Origin of the sequence: Micromonospora craniellae (genome assembly GCF_014764405.1) — a bacterium.
Classification (GTDB): Bacteria; Actinomycetota; Actinomycetes; order Mycobacteriales; family Micromonosporaceae; genus Micromonospora; species Micromonospora craniellae.
In genome coordinates, this window is sequence record NZ_CP061725.1 from 2,701,092 (window position 1) to 2,722,966 (window position 21,875).

At 67.8% G+C, this 21,875-nt stretch carries 22 protein-coding genes; 9 read left to right on the top strand and 13 right to left on the bottom strand.

Annotation, left to right across the window (positions count from 1 at the left end; all coding sequences use genetic code 11):
• Window positions 1-203 precede the first annotated feature (203 nt).
• The gene (locus tag ID554_RS11990; protein ID WP_191088637.1) at window positions 204-1,520 is read right to left on the bottom strand and encodes an IS256 family transposase; all 1,317 of its coding nucleotides are present in this window, start codon (window positions 1,518-1,520) and stop codon (window positions 204-206) included.
• Between ID554_RS11990 and ID554_RS11995 the strand changes: the two genes are divergently transcribed.
• From ID554_RS11995 to ID554_RS12020, 6 genes are all read left to right on the top strand, one after another.
• The gene (locus tag ID554_RS11995; protein WP_223884553.1) at window positions 1,510-1,956 is read left to right on the top strand and encodes an AfsR/SARP family transcriptional regulator; all 447 of its coding nucleotides are present in this window, start codon (window positions 1,510-1,512) and stop codon (window positions 1,954-1,956) included. The two genes, ID554_RS11990 and ID554_RS11995, sit on opposite strands and share 11 nt — an antisense overlap.
• On the top strand, window positions 1,953-3,386 hold the full coding sequence (locus tag ID554_RS12000) for a hypothetical protein (RefSeq protein ID WP_191088789.1): 1,434 nt from the start codon (window positions 1,953-1,955) through the stop codon (window positions 3,384-3,386). Before ID554_RS11995 ends, ID554_RS12000 begins: the two co-directional genes overlap by 4 nt.
• Before the next feature lie 88 nt (window positions 3,387-3,474).
• Window positions 3,475-3,906, top strand: coding sequence for a transposase (locus tag ID554_RS12005; RefSeq protein WP_113974894.1), 432 nt, complete (start codon window positions 3,475-3,477; stop codon window positions 3,904-3,906).
• 5 nt (window positions 3,907-3,911) lie between these two features.
• Window positions 3,912-4,928, top strand: a complete 1,017-nt coding sequence (locus tag ID554_RS12010) for an IS3 family transposase (protein WP_113974893.1) — start codon at window positions 3,912-3,914, stop codon at window positions 4,926-4,928.
• A gap of 28 nt (window positions 4,929-4,956) precedes the next feature.
• The gene (locus ID554_RS12015; RefSeq protein WP_396888510.1) at window positions 4,957-7,803 is read left to right on the top strand and encodes a WD40 repeat domain-containing protein; all 2,847 of its coding nucleotides are present in this window, start codon (window positions 4,957-4,959) and stop codon (window positions 7,801-7,803) included.
• Window positions 7,804-7,943: 140 nt separating this feature from the next.
• Complete coding sequence (locus ID554_RS12020) at window positions 7,944-8,369, top strand: hypothetical protein (protein WP_191088791.1); 426 nt, start codon at window positions 7,944-7,946, stop codon at window positions 8,367-8,369.
• Window positions 8,370-8,504: 135 nt separating this feature from the next.
• Here the strand turns inward: ID554_RS12020 and ID554_RS12025 are convergent, their stop codons facing one another.
• From ID554_RS12025 to ID554_RS12060, 7 genes are all read right to left on the bottom strand, one after another.
• Complete coding sequence (locus ID554_RS12025) at window positions 8,505-9,152, bottom strand: ISAs1 family transposase (protein WP_223884658.1); 648 nt, start codon at window positions 9,150-9,152, stop codon at window positions 8,505-8,507.
• A 91-nt stretch (window positions 9,153-9,243) separates the two neighbouring features.
• The gene (locus ID554_RS12030) at window positions 9,244-10,488 is read right to left on the bottom strand and encodes an IS110 family RNA-guided transposase (protein WP_191088792.1); all 1,245 of its coding nucleotides are present in this window, start codon (window positions 10,486-10,488) and stop codon (window positions 9,244-9,246) included.
• A gap of 159 nt (window positions 10,489-10,647) precedes the next feature.
• Window positions 10,648-11,160, bottom strand: coding sequence for a transposase family protein (locus ID554_RS12035; protein WP_263407333.1), 513 nt, complete (start codon window positions 11,158-11,160; stop codon window positions 10,648-10,650).
• A 541-nt stretch (window positions 11,161-11,701) separates the two neighbouring features.
• Window positions 11,702-12,505 carry a hypothetical protein gene (locus tag ID554_RS12040; RefSeq protein WP_191088793.1) on the bottom strand — a complete coding sequence of 268 codons (804 nt, stop codon included), beginning with the start codon at window positions 12,503-12,505 and terminating at the stop codon, window positions 11,702-11,704.
• A 174-nt stretch (window positions 12,506-12,679) separates the two neighbouring features.
• Entirely contained in the window at window positions 12,680-13,696 is a 1,017-nt protein-coding gene (locus ID554_RS12050; RefSeq protein ID WP_113974893.1) for an IS3 family transposase, read from the bottom strand.
• 5 nt (window positions 13,697-13,701) lie between these two features.
• Window positions 13,702-14,133 carry a transposase gene (locus ID554_RS12055; protein ID WP_113974894.1) on the bottom strand — a complete coding sequence of 144 codons (432 nt, stop codon included), beginning with the start codon at window positions 14,131-14,133 and terminating at the stop codon, window positions 13,702-13,704.
• Window positions 14,134-14,191: 58 nt separating this feature from the next.
• Window positions 14,192-14,707 (bottom strand): RNA polymerase sigma factor, encoded by a 516-nt coding sequence (locus ID554_RS12060; protein WP_191088795.1) that lies wholly within the window; start codon window positions 14,705-14,707, stop codon window positions 14,192-14,194.
• A gap of 788 nt (window positions 14,708-15,495) precedes the next feature.
• On the opposite strand from ID554_RS12060, the gene ID554_RS12065 reads away from it, so the two are divergent.
• The 3 genes from ID554_RS12065 (at window position 15,496) to ID554_RS12075 (ending at window position 18,071) form a co-directional block, all read left to right on the top strand.
• Window positions 15,496-16,389, top strand: coding sequence for an IS982 family transposase (locus tag ID554_RS12065; RefSeq protein WP_191088552.1), 894 nt, complete (start codon window positions 15,496-15,498; stop codon window positions 16,387-16,389).
• Window positions 16,390-16,506: 117 nt separating this feature from the next.
• Entirely contained in the window at window positions 16,507-17,067 is a 561-nt protein-coding gene (locus ID554_RS12070) for a GNAT family N-acetyltransferase (protein ID WP_191088796.1), read from the top strand.
• Between the two features lie 86 nt (window positions 17,068-17,153).
• Complete coding sequence (locus ID554_RS12075) at window positions 17,154-18,071, top strand: IS5 family transposase (protein ID WP_191088674.1); 918 nt, start codon at window positions 17,154-17,156, stop codon at window positions 18,069-18,071.
• Window positions 18,072-18,105: 34 nt separating this feature from the next.
• Here ID554_RS12075 and ID554_RS12080 read toward each other — a convergent pair whose 3' ends face one another.
• The 5 genes from ID554_RS12080 to ID554_RS12100 all read right to left on the bottom strand — a co-directional run bounded on the left by ID554_RS12080 (window position 18,106) and on the right by ID554_RS12100 (window position 21,874).
• Window positions 18,106-18,462 carry a hypothetical protein gene (locus tag ID554_RS12080; protein ID WP_191088797.1) on the bottom strand — a complete coding sequence of 119 codons (357 nt, stop codon included), beginning with the start codon at window positions 18,460-18,462 and terminating at the stop codon, window positions 18,106-18,108.
• Window positions 18,463-18,790: 328 nt separating this feature from the next.
• Window positions 18,791-19,303 carry a flavin reductase family protein gene (locus ID554_RS12085; protein ID WP_191088798.1) on the bottom strand — a complete coding sequence of 171 codons (513 nt, stop codon included), beginning with the start codon at window positions 19,301-19,303 and terminating at the stop codon, window positions 18,791-18,793.
• A 4-nt stretch (window positions 19,304-19,307) separates the two neighbouring features.
• Entirely contained in the window at window positions 19,308-19,679 is a 372-nt protein-coding gene (locus ID554_RS12090; protein ID WP_191088799.1) for a VOC family protein, read from the bottom strand.
• 51 nt (window positions 19,680-19,730) lie between these two features.
• Complete coding sequence (locus ID554_RS12095) at window positions 19,731-20,651, bottom strand: methionyl-tRNA formyltransferase (protein WP_191088800.1); 921 nt, start codon at window positions 20,649-20,651, stop codon at window positions 19,731-19,733.
• Window positions 20,648-21,874, bottom strand: coding sequence for an argininosuccinate synthase (locus tag ID554_RS12100; protein WP_191088801.1), 1,227 nt, complete (start codon window positions 21,872-21,874; stop codon window positions 20,648-20,650). Before ID554_RS12100 ends, ID554_RS12095 begins: the two co-directional genes overlap by 4 nt.
• Window position 21,875 lies beyond the last annotated feature (1 nt).

Sequence of the window (21,875 nt, forward strand, 5' to 3'; positions counted from 1 at the left end):
CGAACCGGCGCCGACACTCACCCAACCGCTCGCCCAGGCCCGGCCGTCGCCGTGGCCCGGTCCACGCTGATCAACCGAGATCCGCAGGACCCGCCCGAGCAACGCGCACCACGCGACGCGACGACACCCCTGCGACGCCATGCCAGATCGGAGATACACGGGGGTCTGTCAAGTTAACGGTGTAACTGGGGTTGGTTGATCTTCTACTTGCGGCCGGCGGACAGGCGTCCGTCGAAGGTGATGTCGAAGGCGTTGAGTGCGCTCTTCCAGCGGGTGGCCCAGCGTTTGCGGCCTTGCCCGGTCGGGTCGAGGCTCATCACCGCGAGGTAGACGCACTTGAGGGCGGCTTGCTCGTTGGGGAAGTGTCCGCGGGCGCGGACGGCGCGGCGGATGCGGGCGTTGACGCTTTCGATGGCGTTGGTGGAGCAGATGATCCGGCGGATCTCGGCGTCGAAGGCCAGGAACGGCACGAACTCGGCCCAGGCGTTCTCCCACAGCTTCACGATCGCCGGGTAGCGGCTGCTCCATGCCTCGGCGAACTCGAGGAATCGTTCGGTAGCGGCGGCCTCGGTCGGTGCGGTGTAGACCGGTTTGAGTGCCTTGGCAATCGCGTCCCAGTGCTGGCGGGCCGCGTAGCGGAACGAGTTCCTGAGCAGGTGCACCACGCAGGTCTGGACCACGGTGCGGGGCCAGACCTCTCCGATGGCATCCGGCAGGCCGGTCAGTCCGTCACAGACGGCCATGAGCACGTCGTCGACGCCCCGGTTCTTCAGTTCGGTGCAGATCTGCAGCCAGAACTTGGCGCCCTCCCCGCCGTCGCCGGCCCACAGGCCGAGGATGTCTCGGTGGCCGTCGGCGGTGACCGCGAGAGCGACGTAGATCGGCCGGTTGGCGACCTTCCCGTCCCTGATCTTGACGTTGATGGCGTCGAGGAAGACCACCGGGTAGACCGGATCGAGGGGCCGGTTCTGCCACTCGGTCATACCGTCCATCACCTTGTCGGTGATGGTGGAGATCGTCTGGCGGGAGACCTCGGCGCCGTAGACCTCGGCCAGATGCGCGGAGATCTCGCCGGTGGTCAGGCCCTTCGCCGACAGCGACAGCACCAGGTCCTCCACCCCGGACAACCTGCGCTGACGCTTCTTGACGATGGCCGGTTCGAACGAGCCCGCTCGATCGCGTGGCACGTCGATCTGCACCGGCCCGACATCGGTGAGCACCGTCTTGGACCGGTTGCCGTTGCGGGAGTTGCCGGAGTTCGCGCCGGCCTGGTCGTGTTTGTCGTAGCCGAGGTGGTCGGTGATCTCACCATCGAGGGCCGACTCCAGCACGATCTTCGTCAGCTGCTGCAGCAGCCCACCCTCACCGGACAGCTGCAGCCCCTGCTCACGAGCCTGGGTCACCAGCTGTGACACCAGCGCCGGGTCGACACCCCCTGGCGTCGTCTTCGTACGCGGCCGCTTGGCCTTCTCGTCACCGGGCACAGCGGCAGTGTCCACCGCATCGGTCGTGATCGTCATCAGGTGCTACTCCCTTGATCGGAGTTACACCGTTGTTTTTACAGTCCCCGCCTACGGTGGCGCACTCGCCGACGGCTTCGACTACGAGTGGATCGAGGTCCACCGCGAAGGCATCCGCCGCCAAGCCCTCGACGCCCACCTCGCCCTCGCCGCCACGACCACCGACCCCGCCGAAGCCCTCACAGTGCTGGACACCGCGATACGCCACGACCCATACGCCGAGCCCCTCTACCAACAGGCGATGCGCACCCACGCCGCACTGGGACACCTCAACGAGATCCGCGCCCTGCACCGGACCCTCACCCGCCGGCTCGACGAGATCGACGCCGACCCCAGCGAGGACACCATCGACCTCGCCGAACGGCTCATCGCCGGACTGCGGCAGCGCCAGCCAGCCGGGCAACCGCAACCCCGTGACAGCGGACGACGCGCATGACACTCCACCCACCGGGATACGAGACGACCCGCGGCAGTCGTCCCGATCAGCCCGCGCCCGGCCGCGACGGCGTGCAAGCGGCGAACGCCGGCCACAACAACACCGCGTGGCCGTCCAGAGCGACCATCCCCGGCAGCAATATCCCACCGGACAGCGACCGCGAGATGGGCGCGACGAGTCGTCGCGCCACGTCCCCCATGACCCGCGACGCGCTCGACGCCGACCTGATCAGAGCCGTCCGGCACGCGGCATGGACGCGCCAGACGTTCTACGTCCTGGTCCTGCTGGTCGCCCTCGTCGGCCAGGTCACCGGCGCCGTCCACACGCTGGACGTCCCCCTGATCGTCGCGGCCCCGGCCGTCGCGGCCCTCGAACTCGGCGGCGTGGTCGTGATGGCCAACGCCGACGTACGACGCCGCCTCGGCGAACAGGCGATCGCCTCCCGCCTGCTGTCGGCTGCCATCGCCGCCGGCGCCGTAGCCTTCAACTGGGCCGCTCACCCCGACCACCTAGTCGGCGGCTTCTTCTCAGGCATGTCCGCCCTCGGCTACCTCGTCTGGATGATGCACACCGGCAACCAGCGCCGCGACCGGCTGCGCCTCACCGGAGAGCTGCCACCCACACCGCCCACATACGAGGTGCTCGGGCACTGGATCCGCCACCCCATCATCACCTCCCGGGCACGGTCCATCGCCAAGGCCGACAGCCTCGACCTGTACGAGTCCCTGAAGGCGGCCCACGCCGCGACCGCCCGCCAACGCCGCGACGCCGCGATCGCCAAAGTGCTCCACCGCAAAATCAAAACCGCAGTCGACCCGACCACCGCCGACATCGCAGTGCAGGTGTACGACCTGGACGAGATCGCGGCGCGCCTCGCAGCCAGCGCCGACTACAACGGGCTGACCACGCTCCTCGCCGCAGACCTCGCCCCGGAACGGATCATCACGGCACACAGCTCCAGTCGCCGCCGCCGGTTCAGGCGAGATGGCTCCGCCGACCCTCCCCCGGTGCCTGAGTCCACCCCGTCTGCGGCAGACGCGCCAGGCACCGGCCAGCAGAAGCCACAGCCCGCCCCGAACGATGTTGCACACGTGCCACCGCTGGAAGGACCAGTCGTGGCGGACTCGGCAGGCGAGAGCGAGAACGACACAAACGCTGCCGGCGATGGCGACAACGACGAGATGAACGACGATCAGGACGCCGTCGGCGGCGAGGTCGACGACGACAGAGACTCGGAGGCGCCCAAGGGAACCGCAGAGGCAGTGGCCTACTGGTTACGCAAAGAACCCAACCTGGACCCTGAACTGCTAGCCGAGAGAATCGGCAAGTCGCTGCGTTCGATCTACCGGCACCTGCCGCAGGACTACCCCCGACGACCGGGGATCGCGAGGGCACGGACACGACGGCAGCCCACGGGCCGGAGCAAGTGACGTCAACCCCTCCCTGTCACGCTGATGTGAGACAGCCCGTCTACCAGGGGATACTCTTCCTGGACGGCCCTGAGGAGAGCACATCAGCATGACGTCGAGGCCCCATGAGAGTCTGGATCCGGACGCCCGGCCCCAGCGGCGGACATTCACCGCGGAGTTCAAGGCGAGGATTCTGGACGAGTACGAGTCGGCGCCGGATGCGGCGGCTCGCGGGGCGATTCTGCGCCGGGAACGGCTGTACGGTTCACACCTTCTCGACTGGCGCAAGGCGCGGGATGCCGGAGCCGCGGCCGGCCTGACGGACCGGCGGCAATCGGCTGCGCGGGCGGCGAAGAAGGCCGAGAACGCTGAACTTTCCCGTCTTCAGCGGGAGAACGCCCGCCTGCAGGCCGAGTTGAACAAGACCCAGACCGCGTTGTCGATCATGGGAAAAGCTCACGCGCTCTTGGAACTGCTCTCCGAGAGCGCGGATGCCGTGGCGATGCCGAACTCGTCCTCGCCGAGGCGCAGGCGGCGCTGACGCCGTTGTGGGGCATCGCGCCCGCGTGCCGGCTGACCGGCCTGTCGAGGGCGACGCTGTATCGCCGTAGTGCCCCGCCGCTGGTCTCCCGGCCACGGGCGCCGCGTAAGCCGCCGCCGTCCGCGCTGACCGAGCCTGAACGCCGGCAGGTCCTGGACCTGCTCAACAGCCCGCCATACGTGGATCTGGCCCCGGCGCAGGTGTGGGCCCGCGAACTCGACGAGGGCCGCTGGTGGTGCTCGGAGTCCACGATGTACCGGATCCTGCGGGCCGCCGGGCAGACCGGCGAACGCCGCAGCCAGGCCACCCATCCGGCCCGGACCAAACCCGAACTGGTCGCCGACGCCGCGAATCAGGTGTGGTCGTGGGACATCACGAAGCTGCGCGGCCCGGTCAAGGGCGTCTGGTTCCACCTTTACACGGTGATCGACATCTGGTCCCGCTACGTCGTCGGGCACATGGTCGCCGCCCACGAGGACGGCCAACTCGCCGAAGCGCTGATCGCCGACGCCGCCGCCCGCGAACGCGTGAACCCCGATCAGCTGACCGTGCACGCCGACCGCGGCGCCGCGATGACCAGCAAGACCGTCACCCAGCTGCTGACCGATCTCAAAATCGGCCGCAGCCACAGCCGGCCCAAGACCTCCAACGACAACCCGTACATCGAGGCCAGCTTCAAGACACTCAAGTACGACCCCACGTTCCCAGAGCGGTTCGGATCGATCCAGCACGCCCGACAGCACTGCGAAGCGTTCTACAGCTACTACAACCACGAACACCGGCACTCCGGGATCGGCCTGCACACCCCGGCATCGGTCCACCACGGCACCGCCGGACAGATCCGTGAACAGCGGCAACGCACCCTCGACGCCGCCTGGGCCGCACATCCCGAACGGTTCGGACGCCGCCGTCCCCAACCACCCCGGCTACCGGACCGGGCATGGATCAACAAACCCGACAACAGCCACCCGGAACAGGCCGTGACCTCGGCCGGAGCCCCTCTTCCACCAGCACAAAGCTAAACAAAATCAAGAAATTGTCTCAGTTGACTTGACAGGTTCCGGGCACCGAGTCGCTCACGACCCGGGTGCGCTGCCCCTGCTGTCGCACACCCTCTCCGCGATGTACCTGAACAGCCCCGATCGTCGCCTGACGGCGGAGGGCTATCGGCAAGTCGGCGGAATTGACGGCGCAGTGGCCGCCACCGCCGACCGTGTCTACAACGAGCTGACCAGGGAGCAGCAAGACCTCGCCCGCTGCCTGTTCCTGGACCTGGTCCACGTAACCATCGACGCCGTCGACACCCGCCGCCGTGTACCCGTCGAGCATCTGATCGGCGGTGCCGACGCGATTGTGCAGCAGCAGGTGCTCGACCGGTTCGTCACGCAGCGGATCATCACCGTCGACACCGGCACAGTGGAGATCAGCCACGAAGCTGTGCTGACTGCCTGGCCGCAGCTTCGGGGGTGGCTCGACAGCGACCGGGCCGGCCACATGGTCGGCCAGCAACTGGTCGCCGACGCGGCTGCCTGGCGTGACCACCCGGATCCGTCGGCGCTATATCAGGGTAGCCGGCTCGCCGCCGCCCAGGAGTGGATCGCCGACCGGCGCCGCCGAGTACCAAGCGCCACGACCGAATTCGTCGCAGCGAGCCTGCAATACGGCCGGCGGCTCACCCGCCGCCTGCAGCGCACCATCGCCGCCCTAGCGGCCATGCTGGTGCTGGTGGCAGGGCTGTCGGTGTTCGCCTTCGTCCAGCGCGGAGAAGCCCTCGCTCTCCGCCATGCCGCAAACCAGCAGCGCGACCAGGCCCAGTCACGCGCCATCGCCGTGCGGTCCGCCGATCTGCGGACCAAGGACCCGACGGCCGCCCGGCAATTGGCCGTGGCGGCCTACCGCGCCGCACCAACAGTTGAGTCGCGCTCTGCGCTGCTCGACGCCTCCGCCATGCGTGCGGCAACTCGGCTGCGGGGCAGCGACAGCGACGGCATTATGTACGCGGCCGCGTTCGACCCCACTGGTCGGGTGCTTGCCGCCAGCACCGAAACCGGGGTGAGACTTTGGTCGCTCGATGGTGACCACCCAACCCGCCTTGTCACTCTTCCGTCTGGATCGGATGCCAAGATCTATAACGTGGCGTTCAGCCACGACGGGCGGCTGCTCGCCGCAGCCGGTGCCGACGCTCGGATTCGGCTGTGGAACACTGCCGAACCCGCAGCACCGGTAGCCGTTGACCCGCTTACGGGTTTCGACGGACGGGTCTACTCACTCGCGTTCACCGCTGATGGTGCGCTCCTGGCCGCCGCAACGTCCGGCGGGGACGTACACCTATTCGTCCGTGACGAGGCAGGCCAGTTCATCCCTGCCGGTTCGCCGCTGACGGTCTCGACGCAGGCTGCCAAGTCGGTGGTGTTCCGCGACCCGACCACGCTCGTGGTGGGGTCGGCCGACGGAAAGGTGACCCTCTGGAACGTCGCGACGCCCGCGAGCCCGGTGCGCACCGCGACGCTTGCAGGCCCGACCAAGGAGATCGGCCAGGTCGCGGCCAGCCCCAACGGCCGGTTGGTCGCCGCCGGCAGCGCCGACACGAACGCCTACTTGTGGGCGAGCACCGGCCCGCCCGCAGCCACCGTGCTGGCCGGGGTCAGTAGCTGGATCAACTCGGTCGCCTTTAGCCCCGACAACGCAAGCCTCGCCGTTGCCAGTTCCGACGCCGAATCTGGCGTACGGGTCTTCGACGTGGCCACCGGCACGGTCACCGCCACCCTGCCGCATCCGGTACCGGTGACCGCCGTCAAATTTGCCCCCGACGGCAAGACAATTGTCACCACCGCCAACGACGGCTACGCCCGGCTGTGGCCTATCGCCGCGCCGACGCTGGAACTGCCCGGAACGGTCAGCGCCACTAGGTTCAGCCCTGACCGGCGCCTGCTTGCCGTCGGCAGCGACGACACCCGCCTCTACGACGTCGCCGACCCCGACCACCCGGCCCTGCTCGGTCCTGGTTTATCGAACCCCGACTCCTTCAATTCCGCCCTGGCGTTCACGCCCGACAGTCGCACCCTGGCTACCGGGCATGGCCGGTCGGGCACCATACGGCTGTGGGACGTTACCGACCCGTCCCGGCCCAAGGCACGTGGGGTACCAATCACTGCCCACAACCACCAGATCGAAGCGCTCAACTTCAACCCCGACGGCCGAGTCCTCGCCACCGGCAGCCGCGACACCTTCGTGAAGCTCTGGGACACCGCCGATCCGGCGCGGATCACTCTGCTGGCCACGCTCACCGGCTTCACCGGCACCGTCTTCTCCGTCGCGTTCAGCTCTGACGGGCGCTATCTTGCCGCAGCCAACTCCGACAAGACGGTCCGCGTCTGGGACGTCACCGACCCGCGCAAGGTAACGCCCGTGGGCGGCCCGATCGCCGCCGCCAATCACTACATCTATTCGGTGGCATTCAGCCCTGACGGGCGCATGCTGGCGTCGGGTAGCGCCGACCGGACGGTCCGGCTCTGGGACGTCACCACGATCGACCATCCCGTGCCCATCAATCCGCCGCTGCGAGGCCCGACCAACTATGTGTACCAGGTGGCGTTCAGCAGCGACGGCACCACGCTGGTCGCCGCCATCACCGACGCCACGGTGTGGATGTGGGACGTCCGCACTCGCGAACGCATCGCCACGTTGACCCTGCCCAACGATGCGGTCTACACCACCGACGTCCACCCCGACCGGCACACCGTGGTCGCCGGCGGCGCAGATCAACGCGTCTACTTGTGGACGACCGACCCCGAGCGAGCCGCCGTCCGGATCTGTGAAACCGTCGGCGACCCGATCACCGCAGAGGAGTGGGCCACTTACATCCCCGACCGTCCGTACGCGCCGCCATGCCGGTGAACCCGTACGAGTGGCGTATGGCTGGTCCATCTTCGTGTCCAGGCAGTGTACGGCGTTTCCTCAGGCCCTTCTGCAGGAACCCGATAGCGCGCTGAACTGATCGGGCGGCACTTCGGCCGCCTTCACTAAGGAGCGTTGTAATGACCATGAACGAGGCACTGCCGCGACGCATTACCACCGCGTTCAGCATTGGCGCAGCCCTCGCCATCGCGACCGCTGTTCTCGGTACGCCTGCGTCGGCGGCCTCCACCGCCACCGACGCACGCGCCACCGACGCCCTGCAGGCGGCGTGCTGGTACGCCGCCCACGCCCCCAACAAGGACGGCGGCATCGTGCGCGGCTGGGGGGAGAAGTGGGACTGCGGTGACCAGACCTTCTGGACCATCACCGTGCAGCGCCACCGCGGCGGTGCCTGGTGGCAGAACGAGGCGACAAACAACCACACCGGCAACAACTGGGTGTCTGCCGGTGCGGGCTGTGTGCCCGGTACCTGGACCTACCGCACGATCCTGGAGTCGAACTCCGGCCACCAGATGGTGAGCACTCACCGCACGATCACCTGCTGATCAGCCAGGGCTGATGGGCCGGGCCTCGTCCCGGCCCATCAGCGCTGACGCTCGTCGGGCCTACCTCGCCAACGACCCCAGACCAGCGTGGTCACGAAGGCCCAGGGCTCCGGCAAGGTAGTCATATGCCGGATTTCAGGTGAGTCCGAGGAGTTGTAGCGGTCGGTAGGGGTTTCGGCTGTTGCGGCGGAGGGCTTGGGCGATGGTGGTGATGCCGGCGAGGCGGAGCAGGCTGATCGCGGTATTGCGCAGGGTGGCCATTGCGCGGGGTGCGTTGCCGGTGCGCAGGCGGCTGGCGTCTTCGCCGTAGGTGGTGTCGCGGATGTGGGGCAGCGTTTCGATGGCCCAGTGTCCGCGTAGCCCGTCGGCCAGGTCGGCGGGGCTGGCCTGGGCGGCGGTCAGGTTGGTGATGGCGTAGACGGTGACGGTGGACCAGCGGCCGGTGGTCAGGTTGAGTCGGCGGCGGCGGATCCGCAGGGCTTGGACGGCGTGTGGGAAGTCCAGTGCGAGCGGCCCGGTGCAGGTGACCGCTTGTAGACGGCGGATGTCGTAGCGGCCGTGGCCGCGTTCGCGGGTCTGGTCTTGGACCGGGACCTTCGTCCAGGGCAGGGCTTTGAGCTGCCGGTACAGGCGCGGCTGGTTGTTCTTCACGGTGAACAGGTAGCCGGCGTGCTTGGTCTCGGCGAGCCAGCGGGCGTGCTCGCGTTGGGTGTGTAACGCATCAGCGGTGACGAGTGCCGCGCTCAGGTCGAGGGCGGCCAGCAGCGGTGCGAATCGGGTGATCTGGCTCGAAAATGGTCAGTAGGCGGGCGTGGCGAGATGGACCCGGATGGCCCTGAGCCGCCGGGTCGGTATCGGAGATCTTGATGTCAGGTCATCCGGTAGCGACGAGGTGACTGGTGTCGACGCCGAGTTCGGTCAGCTCGTGCAAGAGTCTGCGTTTGCGTCGTTCGATCTGTTCGGGGCGGCGGTGGAAGTAGTCGAGTCCGAGGTCGTGGTAGGGCATGTCGTGGCTGAGCATGTGCCAGACCGCGGTGAGGATCTTGTGCATGACGGCGACGAGTGCCCGTCGTGGTCCGCGTCGTTTGACCATCCTCTTGTAGTAGCTGTTGAGGTAGGTGTTTCTGGTTCGGGCGGCGGCTGCAGCGGCGTCACCGAGCGCGGCGAGCAGCCAGCGGTTGCCGTGGGTGGTGCTTCCCGACAGGTTCTTGCCTGCGGATACGTTGTTCCCTGGGGCGACTCCGGCCCAGCTGGCCAGCGCGGCAGCGGTACGGAATCGTGTCATGTCGCCGCCGGTCTCGGCGAGGATGACCTCGGCGATCCGGTCCGAGACGCCTGGGATGCTGACCAGTAGCTCTCGCTGGCGTGCCTGCTCCTGTGTCAAGTGCTCGATCTGGGCAGTGAAAGCCGCGATACGGGCGTCCAGGTAGTCGATGTGGTTCAACGCCTGCCCGGCGAGGAAAGCGTGATTGTCGTCGAACCGGCCGATCAACGCTTCACGGAGTTGCACGATCTTCGGCCGGGCCTTGCCCAGCGCCAGGTCAGCCAGCACGCGGGGATCCCGTTCGCCGGCGACAAGCGCCTCGATCATGAGCCGCCCGGACATGGTGAGGGTTCGGCTCATCACCGTGGACATCTTGATCCCAGCGTCCTCGAGGACGCTCTCCAGCCGATGCAGCGCACGTACGCGCTCTCGGACGAGGTTGACCCGCTGCCGGGTGAGGTCCCGGAGCCTGCGTATGGCCGGCGGGGGCACGAATGACGGCGAGACCAGCCCGTGCTGCGCCAGCTGGGCGAGCCACTCGGCATCTTTGACGTCGGTCTTGCGTCCGGGGACCTTCTTGACGTCACGAGCGTTGATCAGCCACACGGTGAACCGCTCTTCAAGCACGTAGAACACGGGCTTCCAGTAATCGCCGGTCGCCTCCATCACGACCAGCTCGACATGAGACTCGGCCAGCCAATCCGCCAACACCATCAGCTGACGCGTCATCGTGGCGAACGTGCGAACCTCCTGCCCGTAACGCCGGCCTGCTCCTTGCCGGGGAGAGCGGACGCAGGCCTTCACGTCAGCCTTGCTGACGTCCAGGCCGGCGACCCGTTCCACGATCACATCCATGAACTCACCACCTCGTCCAGCCGCCTCGATCCGTAGCGGTTGGCCTGGTGAGGGCACAGCTCAACAAAGAATCTGGCTCACGTGCTCACCGGCAACAATCCAGGGCGCCTGCCCCAAGCCCTCGCGCCAAGCTCATTCACGGGCTCTCCCGCACCAAGATCACACGGCGTCGACCAGGCCGACCGACCCACATCTTCCAACCAACCAGAACGTCGCGCGAGACCTGAACAGCTCATTGGTCTTGCCGGCCACGTCGACTTGGGCGAGGACCGCCCCTGTGCGTTGGTCCAGTACGGCCAGCAGGTGCACCTGCGCTCCGGCCGGTCCGCTGCCCCGCAGGGTCTTGCCGTCCACGCTGTATACACGCCGGCCGGTCGGGGTTCCTGCCGCCGGCCTGGACGTGATGAGCCACCGGCCGACCACGTCGTCCAAAGCGTCGGCGTCGACGCCAGCCAGGATCCGCCGGAATGTGGACTCGTCCGGCGCCCGATACACCCCGGTGAGCGGGTCTCGGAACACGCCCAACTCGGCGAGGACCTGCTGCGGGACGTCACCGGCCCATTCGGCGACGGCCGCCGCGGACCGGGCGCCGGTCAACACCGCCGCGACCGCGGCGGCCAGGACCCCGGGCAGCGCATGGACGACACCGCGTGGGTCTCGCCGGTCCGGCACCTGCCTCAACGCCGTGACCAAGCTCGTCCGGCAGCCTGTCAACGGCTCGTCAAGGCGGTCCGCGTGCACAGCCAACACGTCAATCAGCGATGATGATCCCAACGGGCGCGGTCCTCTTTGATCTTCCCAGCTTCGACACCTGGATGATCAGCGAAAGGCCGCGCCTGTCTCTATACCGTCATGATCAGGAGCGTCTGCACTCAAACGGCCACACCGGTCATATCGCTACCTTGCCGGAGCCCTGGGGTGGGGGCTCTGGCGATCAGCCGTTCGAGCGTCGGTAGGTCGTCCTCCGCGGGGTCATCGGGCTCACGTGCGTGTCGCCGCTCAACGGGGCGATCCGTGAGTACGTCGATGCTGCCCCGTAGCGCCTCCAGTTGCGGTGGATCGATTGGTGGCTCCGGCATCGCCGCGGCCGACTCTGTGGCGTGGGGGCTCTACCGGTCACCCGCCGCTGCTGTGGATACCGCCGCAGTGACGGGCCACCCGGCCAGCCCGGTCACCGCTTGACGAAACCCAAGGGACAACCCCTGGGCCCGAGTCATCCCATGATGTCGACCAAGTCGTCCGAGGGGTCGAACAGACGTTGCACGGGTGCACGGAGTTGGAATGCCTCCTTGGACAGATCGAGCAGAGCCTGCTCGCAGTACCTGACGCCCAGTGGGAGCGGCGAGTCGCCAACTGTGCGGAGGTGCAAATGCCGCCACATGGCTTGGCAGGCGGTCCCCGTGCTTTCCACCACCTGCACCGCTTGTTCCCGCGTGACGAGCCGATCCTCGATGGCGTCTGGCAGGCCTTGCAGTCTCTCCGCTGAGCGACGCGCGAGAGACATGGCCTCGGCGTACGGGACGCTGTGGATGAGCGCAGCCGCGTCCGTCTGCCGGACCTCCTCGATGGTGGTGAGGATCCTGCCTGCCACGGAGCGGATCTGTGCAAGGGTGTCACGCGGAGTCGGGAGGGACTGGTGCATGACCTTCGCCTGGTACACCTTGTAGGTGCCGTTGCCTGTCACGACGAGGTCGATGGCGCCGTCGGTGGGCAGGGTTGAACCCTCGTTGACCCTGTCAGGCCAGAGTGGCGACGGTGGGCCGACGATCTCCGCCAAGCCGGCTTCGAGGTTGACCTTGCCCTCGTGGGATTCGACTGCCTGGTGGTAGTGCTCGGCGAGCATGATTTCCTGCAGCCCCGCCGTGACGTCCCACGTCTTCTCGAACTGGCGCTGGATTTCGTTACGGGCAGCACGGACCGCTGCATTGATGCCCTCGGCGTTCCAGATCTTCATGGGCGGCTTCAAATCAGCGGCTGCAGGGCGGCTATTCGGCGTTGGTGTGGTCCGGTTGTTCATGGTCGCCCCCTCGCTCACTGCTCGCCCGGGTCCTGCGCCCGCATGATCTCGGCGAGTTTGCGTCTTGCTTTCCACAGGCTGCTTCGCACCGCTTCTGGCGTCATGTTCAACTCCCTGGCGATTTCGGCCGGCTCGGAACCTGTCAAGTCAACTGAGACAATTTCTTGATTTTGTTTAGCTTTGTGCTGGTGGAAGAGGGGCTCCGGCCGAGGTCACGGCCTGTTCCGGGTGGCTGTTGTCGGGTTTGTTGATCCATGCCCGGTCCGGTAGCCGGGGTGGTTGGGGACGGCGGCGTCCGAACCGTTCGGGATGTGCGGCCCAGGCGGCGTCGAGGGTGCGTTGCCGCTGTTCACGGATCTGTCCGGCGGTGCCGTGGTGGACCGATGCCGGGGTGTGCAGGCCGATCCCGGAGTGCCGGTGTTCGTGGTTGTAGTAGCTGTAGAACGCTTCGCAGTGCTGTCGGGCGTGCTGGATCGATCCGAACCGCTCTGGGAACGTGGGGTCGTACTTGAGTGTCTTGAAGCTGGCCTCGATGTACGGGTTGTCGTTGGAGGTCTTGGGCCGGCTGTGGCTGCGGCCGATTTTGAGATCGGTCAGCAGCTGGGTGACGGTCTTGCTGGTCATCGCGGCGCCGCGGTCGGCGTGCACGGTCAGCTGATCGGGGTTCACGCGTTCGCGGGCGGCGGCGTCGGCGATCAGCGCTTCGGCGAGTTGGCCGTCCTCGTGGGCGGCGACCATGTGCCCGACGACGTAGCGGGACCAGATGTCGATCACCGTGTAAAGGTGGAACCAGACGCCCTTGACCGGGCCGCGCAGCTTCGTGATGTCCCACGACCACACCTGATTCGCGGCGTCGGCGACCAGTTCGGGTTTGGTCCGGGCCGGATGGGTGGCCTGGCTGCGGCGTTCGCCGGTCTGCCCGGCGGCCCGCAGGATCCGGTACATCGTGGACTCCGAGCACCACCAGCGGCCCTCGTCGAGTTCGCGGGCCCACACCTGCGCCGGGGCCAGATCCACGTATGGCGGGCTGTTGAGCAGGTCCAGGACCTGCCGGCGTTCAGGCTCGGTCAGCGCGGACGGCGGCGGCTTACGCGGCGCCCGTGGCCGGGAGACCAGCGGCGGGGCACTACGGCGATACAGCGTCGCCCTCGACAGGCCGGTCAGCCGGCACGCGGGCGCGATGCCCCACAACGGCGTCAGCGCCGCCTGCGCCTCGGCGAGGACGAGTTCGGCATCGCCACGGCATCCGCGCTCTCGGAGAGCAGTTCCAAGAGCGCGTGAGCTTTTCCCATGATCGACAACGCGGTCTGGGTCTTGTTCAACTCGGCCTGCAGGCGGGCGTTCTCCCGCTGAAGACGGGAAAGTTCAGCGTTCTCGGCCTTCTTCGCCGCCCGCGCAGCCGATTGCCGCCGGTCCGTCAGGCCGGCCGCGGCTCCGGCATCCCGCGCCTTGCGCCAGTCGAGAAGGTGTGAACCGTACAGCCGTTCCCGGCGCAGAATCGCCCCGCGAGCCGCCGCATCCGGCGCCGACTCGTACTCGTCCAGAATCCTCGCCTTGAACTCCGCGGTGAATGTCCGCCGCTGGGGCCGGGCGTCCGGATCCAGACTCTCATGGGGCCTCGACGTCATGCTGATGTGCTCTCCTCAGGGCCGTCCAGGAAGAGTATCCCCTGGTAGACGGGCTGTCTCACATCAGCGTGACAGGGAGGGGCTCGTACTCCTCGGATGCCCACAGCAGCATCTGGCGTTGGCGCGGAGGGAGTTGCTGCAGAGCTGCCCGGAAGTCGTGCAGGGTGTCCGAGGCGGTGTATCCGGAGGCGTCCGCCTTGCGCGGGATCCTCTCCTCGTTGTCCTCTAGTGGGAGCATCTTGTTCTCTGCCAGTCGCTGAACGCACAGCCGCGAGGCGGTCCTCCGCGCCCAGGCCTTGGGGTGCTCGATCGTGGACCACTTTTCGAACGCCAGGCGCATCGTCTCCTGCGCGATGTCGTAGGCGTCAGCCTCGGACGCCCAGCCGTGCAGGTATAGCCAGGCACCCAGCCGGGTCATAAACCCCTCGTAGAACGCGCTGAACTCCTGGCGGATCCGTTCTCGATCGCACACCGTAGCTTCGTCTGTCTGGGCGTATAGCGTCCGGTGGAGCGTCCAGGACCAGTTGCCGTGCTGCGCTGGCGGCTCGGCCCGCTCGGTGGTCTTGTCATCCACGAGGGCTCCCGGTGACGGATGCGGCGGGCACGGTAAGGGTGATGCATGACCCGTCGGCGCGTTGGTCACGGAGTCGGCCACCGTGGGGCAACGCCTCGGCGATCGCGATGAGCGAGTCACCGCGGGCCTTCTCCTGTCGTACGCGCCACCGGACGCGGATCCACAGTGCCAGCAACCCGGTGAGGCTGGCGACAGCGGCAGCCGCGAGTCCGCCCCAGTTGGATGCGTCCACTGAACCTCGCTTCACTCGTCGGGGCCGCGCTGGTGCACGGCACTGATAGGTAGAGGGCGAAACACAGGGCTGCGTGAACCGCCGGATCAAGATTTTCTTACCCGCAGCGCCGTCCGCTGATGACAGCATGCCCGTCACATTCGGCGGATATCGACCTTTATCCCATCAACGTCGATGTCGTGGGCGCCCCCTTACCCCCACACATCTCTCAATCGAAGTACATCGCATAGCAACAGAGCGATTATTCTCTGACAAGAGTCGCCGATGGGAGGGAGCTTGTGGTGGGTAAGCGCAGCAGCCGGTCTCGGCGCCGGGAGCCGATTCGGCGTCCGATCCCGGCAGCGCGGCTGTCCGCGTCGGCGGGCACGGACCTGACGGAGCAGCACCTGGTCGGCGGCTGGCGAGTAAGGGACAAGGTGCGAGTGCGGCTGGCCCGAGGCGCGGACATGGCTACGGTGGGTCGCCTCTCTGCGCTCGCGGGAGTTCATCTAGACGAGTAGTTCCGATGTCAGGGGTCGATGTCTGGGCATGAAGAGAGGGCATCCAAGATCGTGTTGTGACGCAAGACTTGGACACCCTCTTGACCGCACTGTACGTGAAGATCGACGACAGTATCCGGACGCCCCGGTGGCGTGGCAGGCCACCGCTGCTGACCGACTCCGAGCTGGTCTGCCTGGCCGTGGCGCAGGTACTGCTCGGCGCCCGCTCGGAGGCGCACTGGATTCGCTACGCCCGCATCCACCTGGCCGGCATGTTCCCGTACCTGCCCCAGCGGCCGGGCTACAACAAGCGGCTCCGCGCCGCCCTGCCGCTGGTCAAGAAGGTGATCCGGGACCTGGCCCGCGACAGTGACTTCTGGTTCGACAACCACTGGATCGTCGACTCCACCCCGATCCCGTGCGGCATGTCCCGCCCGACGGTGCAACGCTCGGACCTGGCCGGTTGGGCCGGGTACGGCTACTGCGCCTCGCACTCCCGGTTCTTCTGGGGGCTACGGCTGTACCTGGTGTGTACCCCGACCGGGATGCCGATCCTGTGGGCCCTGGCCAACCCGAAGATCGGCGAGCGGGAAGTCCTGGCCGCGATGCTGGAGGTCGAGGCCGGTGTGGTCGCCGAACACCAGGGCATCCTGCTGATCTCGGACAAGGGCTTCGCGTCCAAGACGTTCGAGAGGGACCTGGCCGTGCAGGGCATCGAACTGCTGCGTCCGTCACGCAAGCGGGAGAAGGCCCGCTACGGCGAGCCCATGTTGAAGAAGGTCCGACAGTTGATCGAGTCGGTCAATGACACCCTCAAAGGCCAACTCGACCTGGAACAACACGGCGGACGAACCTTCACCGGGGTCGCCGTACGAGTGGCCCAGCGTCTCCTGGCCATGGCAGCCGCGATCTGGCACAACAACAAGACCGGCGCGCCCGTCACCCGGTCACTGATCGCCTACGACCACTGACCGGAATTCGGAACAACTCGTCTAGAAGAGGCAGTCGCCGACGCGGTGGAGGCCGGTGTCGGTGGGACCGCATTGCGGGCCGGCCTAAACGGTGGTCCGGACATGTTCATGCGGCACATGGCTGAGACGTTCATCGGTCCGGGGGCCATGGATCTGCGCCGGCTGCTGCCGCCAACGACCCTGGTGTTGGTGGCCGAGCACGATGAGTACGGTGTCATCGGGGCGCTGGTTGCGTACCCGCCGGGCGGTGTGATCCAGCAGCTCGTCGAGCATCACCGGCGAACAGGGTTGACCGGTGAGCAGCTGTCCCAGCTGGTCATGGCTGGTGTGATGTGGATCGTGCGGGTCAAGGCGATCGCGGTTGATGAGGCGATGCGCGGTCACGGGATCGGCAGTGCGTTGCTATACCGCTGCCAGCAGATGTACGCCCGTTGCGGCTACATGATTACGTACGGGCAGATGGCCGACAGCCCGGCGCTGGAGCGGTTCTACCGCAACCACAGCTTCGAGGTGCTTGAGCGTGACAGCGCGTTCGACCCGTGGGTGGTTCTCGGGGTGCACACCGAGATCCGACCCAACCCGGGTGAGCGCACGTTCGTCCGATATCAGGAGGCCGGCCCGGACCGACGGCGGCCTAGGCCGTGTGTCATAAGTGCCCGTGGCCCTGCTGTGAGGTGATCGGCTGGGTGTGTCGGTGATCGATATGCGGTGAGGTCTCCGGTAGATGGGTTATCGACCAAGACAACCATCTGCACGGAGACCTCGTGGCCAGCGTAGTGGTGACGAGGCGGCACGACCTGACCGACGCGCAGTGGGCGGTGCTGGAGCCGTTGCTGCCCGGGCGGAAGAAGCCGGGTCGGCCGCCGAAGTGGAGCAAGCGGCAGCTCATTGACGGGATCAGGTGGCGGGTCCGTACGGGTGCGCCGTGGCGGGACGTGCCGGACTGCTATGGGCACTGGCGGACGGTGTACGGGCTGTACCGGCGCTGGCAGCGGGCGGGGGTGTGGGCGGGGATCCTGGCCGGGTTGCAGGGTAGGGCCGACGCGCTCGGGTTGATCTCCTGGGACGTGAGTGTGGACTCCACGATCGTGCGGGCGCATCAGCACGCCGCCGGCGCCCGCCGGGGCAGTCACACGCAGGTCGAGCCGCCGGGCGGCAGCAGCGCCGCCGAGCCGGCGGATCACGCGCTGGGCCGGTCCCGGGGCGGTCTGACGACCAAGCTGCACCTGGCCTGCGAGCAGGGCCGCATGGTGCTGGCGTTCGTCATCACCGGTGGGCAGCGCGGCGACAGCCCGCAGTTCACCACTGTGCTGGACCGCATCCGGGTGCCTCGTCTCGGTGTCGGCCGGCCCCGGTGTCGGCCGCAGCGGGTCCTGGCGGACAAGGCGTACAGCAGCAAGGCCAACCGCGGCTACCTGCGGCGCCGTGGTATCGGCTGTGTCATCCCGGTCAAGGCCGACCAGGCCGCGAACCGTCGTAAGAAGGGCTCGGCGGGTGGCCGGCCACCCGCCTTCGACCCCAGCGCATACCGGCAGCGTCACGCCGTGGAGTGCGGCATCAGCCTGCTCAAACAGCACCGTGCCGTGGCCACCCGCTACGACAAACTCGCAGTGCGCTACGAAGCCACCGCCACCATCAGCATGATCGACAACTGGCTCCGGCGCCTCGAACGGCACTTATGACACACGACCTAGTACTGCAACGGCGGGTCGTGCCTTATGGCGGTTCGAGTCGTTTACGGTAATGGGAGGCTTTCGCTTGAGCTTGCCGGCGGCGGCGCCAGGTTGACCAGTGCAGCACGTGCTCAGCTGCGGTACGCCCGATGAGGACGAGGTGGGCGAACAGGCGGCGGATCTCGTTGCTGGTCAACGGGATCAGGCTGCCTGCGTCTGCGGTGATGCCCCCTTCGAGGCTTCGGCGGCGCGGGTGACGACCAGGAACGCGGCGGCGGCCATCGACGATCAGCGTGCCCGCGCCGCCGTCGGACGACGGCGGCGCGGCGCTCGCCGCGGCCGGCGTGACCACGGCGGCCGCCGCCACGATGAGGCTCACCAGCAGGGTGCGAACCTTCATGTCCTGGATCTCCCTCCACCACCGGGACTCGACTCGGTGGTGAATCGAACCCTAGAAGCGGCACCAGTGTGCATGCATCTCTATATTGACGTACTTCGACGATTAGCCACCCTGCCATCGGCATGCCCATCGCCGTCGTGTGTGGGCCGCGGCCCGGTACAGTGGCCGCTTGGCCACGGTGCGGAATGGATCGGCATGAATACCGCATAACCGACAATCCGGCCATAGCGTGATCTTGCAAATGCCCTGGCTGTGCCTCCAGGGCCCCGGCAGAGTCGTGAGGGTGGTGAGCCGTCGTACGCCACCGCCGAGCCGCCGTCTCCACCCGCTACGCGGCAGGCATCGACGCGATCGACCGGTACGACCCGTGCAGGAACAGCAGCGGCGCCCTGGTCGGGTGCAGGGCGCCGTAGGACACCGCCTCCCCGATGACCACCGAGTGGTCGCCCTGGTCCGAGAGGTCACGCACCCGGCAGTCGAAGTAGGCCAGTCCGTCGCTGAACACGAGGCAGCCGGTCGCCGGCGCCCGGTGCACCCGGACGCCGGAGAACGCGGCAGCGCCGGAGGGCCGCCGGGCGTCGGCGAACCACCGGGCGACGTCCCGTTGGTCCGCCGCCAGTACGGTGACCGCGAAGATGCTGGAGTCACGGATCTGGGCGAGCAGTCGACTCCGGTGCTTCAGGCAGATCAGAACCAGGGTGGGGTGCAGCGACACGGTGGTGAACGAGTTGACCGTCATCGCCAGCGGAATGTCGTCGTGCACGCTGCTGACGATGCCGACGCCGGTGGCGAAAGCACCCGCGGTACGGCGGAACTCCACCGCCTGGTCCTGGTTGGCCATGGCGTTAGTCCTGACCCCACACCAGGCAGAACGGATGCCCCACCGGGTCGGCGTAGACCCGGAAACCGTGGTTGCGGCTCCCGCCGCCGCGCAGCAGGCTGGCGCCGAGCCGGAGCACGGCCTGTTCGGCCTCCTGGATGTCGTCCACCTCCACGTCGAGGTGGGCCTGCTGCGGGAAAGTCGGATCCGGCCACTGAGGCGGCTGGTAGTCGGCGACGCTCTGGAGGCACAGGCGGGGATGCCCGTCCGGGCCCTTCAGCGTCACCCAGTACCCGTCGCTGTCGGCCCATTCCAGGCCGGTCAGCTCGACGTAGAACTCCGCCAACTTTTCGGCGTCGGGACAGTCCAGCACCACCGAGTGCAGTCGACCGATCATCCGACCTCTCCCGTCATCGTCGCGTGATGACCGGCGACCCCGGTCACCGTCTCAGTGAAGGTACTCGCCGAATGTGGTGAAGTAGTCGAGGGCGCGCACTGGTGGGCCGGTCTCGGTGCGGACCTGGAGCAGCACCACCCCGCGGTCGTCGCCGTCGCCTGGGCCGCCGCTGGCGACGACCACGCCGCCGTAGTGGGCCTTGACGATCCGGCCGGGAGTGCCGCCGTAGGCCCGGGTCGGCCGGGTGGCGGCCTTGACCCAGAGCTGGAGCCCGCGGTGCGTTGTCCACGCGTTGACGAACGGGTCCGACTGGCCTCGTACCAGGTTGCAGATCGCGGTGGCGCTGTCCCGCCAGTCGATCCGGGTGTCCTCGATCCCGATCCGGTGGTAGAACGACGCTCCCTCGGGTGGCTGCGGCTCGCCCCGGCGCCCCTCGGCGACCCGGTCCAACGCTTCCAGCGTGACCGGCACGTACTCCGCGAGGAGCCGGTCGAGGATCTGCCCGGCGGTGTCGTATGGGCCGATCTTCACGCGGGTCTGGGTGATCACTGGCCCGGTGTCCAGCTCCTCTGCCATGTAGTGAACGGTGAGGCCGGTCTCCTCCTCGCCGTTGCGGATCGCCCAGTTGACCGCGCCGAACCCCGCGTACGCGGGCAGCAGCGCGTCGTGCGTGTTGACCGCGCCACGTTCGGGGATCCGCAGCACCTCCGCCGGCACCCGGGTCCGCCAGTTGGTGGAGACGATGACCTCCGGCGCGAGTTCGCGCAGCTGCTCGTGCAGGTCGGACTCGCGGGCGTTGGTCGAGTAGCGCACCCGCAGTCCCAGATCGGCAGCGGCCAGCTCCACGTCCGGCTCGCCGAGGCCGCTGAACTCGGCCCGGTGGGTCAGCACGAGCAGCACCTCGTGGTGCGGGGCGATGCCCCGCAGCACGGTGGCACCCAGCTTGCCGTAGCCGAAGAAGACGATCCTCATGGCTTCGCCGTCCCGGTGGCCCGCCCTGCCCGGAAGCGGACGGTGTTGACCCGCAGCCAGCCGGAGGAGTCGCGCTGGTCGAACACGTTGTCCGCCTCGAAGGTGGCGAACGCGGTGTCGTAGCGGCTGTGCGGGGAGCGGCGGCCGATCACCTGGACGGTGCCCCGGTGCACTCGCAGGATCGCGTCGCCGGTGACGTTCTGCTGGCTGAAGTCGATGGCTGTCTGCAACATCAGCCGTTCGGGGGCGAACCACAGGCCCCGGTAGACCAGGGCGGTGTACTTCGGCATCAGCTCCTCCTTGAGCTGCGCCACCTCCGGGTCGAGCACCAGCGACTCCACCGCCCGGTGAGCGTGCCAGAGCAGGCTGCCCGAGGGCGCCTCGTAGATGTTGCGGGTCTTCATGCCGAAGATCCGGTTCTCCACGATGTCCAGGCGGCCGATCCCGTGCCGGCGGCCGATCTCGTCGAGCGCCTCCAGCACGGCGCTCGCTGACAGGGGCGTGCCGTTGACGCCGACCGGGTTGCCGCCCTGGAAGTGGATCTCGACGGTCTCGGGCTCGTCCGGGGTGTCGGCGATGTCGCGCACCCGGAACAGCAGGCCCTCCGGCGCGGGCTGCGTCGGGTCCTCCAGCGCCTCGCCCTCGTACGAGGTGTGCAGCAGGTTGCTGTCGATGGAGTACGGCCGCTCACCACTGCTCAGGTCCAGCTCGATGCCGTGCCGTTCGGCGTAGGCGAGCAGGTCGCTGCGGGAGGACAGGTCCCACTCCCGCCACGGGCTAATCACTGTGAGGTCGGGGCGCAGCGCGGCGAAGGTCATCTCGAAGCGGACCTGGTCGTTGCCCTTGCCGGTGGCCCCGTGCGCAACGGCGTCGGCCCCGACCTCCTCGGCCACCCGCACCTGTGCCGCGGCGATCAGCGGCCGGCCGATGGAGGAGCCCATCAGGTACTGCCCCTCGTAGAGGGCGTTGGCCCGGTACATCGGGAAGGCGTAGTCCCGGGCGAACTGCTCGCGTAGGTCGACCACCCGCACCTCGTCCGCGCCGAGCTTCTCGGCCTTGCGGGCGGCGGTGTCCAGCTCCTCGCCTTGGCCCAGGTCGGCGATGAACGCGGTCAGCCGGCACCGGTAGCGCTCCTTGAGCCACACCAGGGCCACCGAGGTGTCGAGCCCGCCGGAGAAGGCGAGCACGATGTGCTGGGGGGCGATGTTGTTCCGAGCCGACATG

Coding starts and splice junctions, on each gene's coding strand:
- ID554_RS11990 (WP_191088637.1), bottom strand. CDS start 1,520: ATGACGATCACGACCGATGCGGTGGACACTGCCGCTGTGCCCGGTGAC.
- ID554_RS12000 (WP_191088789.1), top strand. CDS start 1,953: ATGACACTCCACCCACCGGGATACGAGACGACCCGCGGCAGTCGTCCC.
- ID554_RS12005 (WP_113974894.1), top strand. CDS start 3,475: ATGACGTCGAGGCCCCATGAGAGTCTGGATCCGGACGCCCGGCCCCAG.
- ID554_RS12020 (WP_191088791.1), top strand. CDS start 7,944: ATGACCATGAACGAGGCACTGCCGCGACGCATTACCACCGCGTTCAGC.
- ID554_RS12030 (WP_191088792.1), bottom strand. CDS start 10,488: ATGGATGTGATCGTGGAACGGGTCGCCGGCCTGGACGTCAGCAAGGCT.
- ID554_RS12040 (WP_191088793.1), bottom strand. CDS start 12,505: ATGAACAACCGGACCACACCAACGCCGAATAGCCGCCCTGCAGCCGCT.
- ID554_RS12055 (WP_113974894.1), bottom strand. CDS start 14,133: ATGACGTCGAGGCCCCATGAGAGTCTGGATCCGGACGCCCGGCCCCAG.
- ID554_RS12070 (WP_191088796.1), top strand. CDS start 16,507: ATGGCTGAGACGTTCATCGGTCCGGGGGCCATGGATCTGCGCCGGCTG.
- ID554_RS12080 (WP_191088797.1), bottom strand. CDS start 18,462: ATGAAGGTTCGCACCCTGCTGGTGAGCCTCATCGTGGCGGCGGCCGCC.
- ID554_RS12085 (WP_191088798.1), bottom strand. CDS start 19,303: ATGGCCAACCAGGACCAGGCGGTGGAGTTCCGCCGTACCGCGGGTGCT.
- ID554_RS12090 (WP_191088799.1), bottom strand. CDS start 19,679: ATGATCGGTCGACTGCACTCGGTGGTGCTGGACTGTCCCGACGCCGAA.
- ID554_RS12095 (WP_191088800.1), bottom strand. CDS start 20,651: ATGAGGATCGTCTTCTTCGGCTACGGCAAGCTGGGTGCCACCGTGCTG.
- ID554_RS12100 (WP_191088801.1), bottom strand. CDS start 21,874: ATGTCGGCTCGGAACAACATCGCCCCCCAGCACATCGTGCTCGCCTTC.